The following is a 399-nucleotide window of genomic DNA, read 5'->3' on the forward strand; positions in this document are numbered from 1 at the left end:
GGTGGCTGAGGTAGTAGTGACATTGTCTGAATCATCGAATATTATATTGCCTTCTGCACCACTCAAGTTGGCATTACCTGAATCGTCAAATATCGCATTACCAATGGCACCGCTTGCATTAAAGTTACCGGCATCATCGAATATGACATTACCTATTGCAGCACTCGCATTGGTATTGCCTGAGTCATCTGTCAAGACTGTGGTATCAGCACCATAGTTACCAGTATTGCCATTACCGTCAGTCACGTTAGTGCCTGTTGCACTGATCGTGGTCTCGTCAGTGCCACTGATGATGGTGTTGCCCAGTGCGGTGCTGTTATTGGTGTTTGCGCCATCCGTCAGACTTGCGCCTGTTAGGCCATAGTTTGCAGTATTAGTGCCGTCAGTGACATTAGTTTG

1 protein-coding gene is annotated in these 399 nt (G+C 46.9%); it reads right to left on the reverse strand.

Annotation, left to right across the window (positions count from 1 at the left end):
- On the reverse strand, positions 1 to 399 hold a 399-nt coding region (locus tag ACTQ9T_RS14575), incomplete at both ends, for a hypothetical protein (protein ID WP_440465494.1).

It is taken from the genome of Psychrobacter sp. ASPA161_6 (genome assembly GCF_051970285.1).
Classification (GTDB): Bacteria; Pseudomonadota; Gammaproteobacteria; order Pseudomonadales; family Moraxellaceae; genus Psychrobacter; species Psychrobacter glaciei.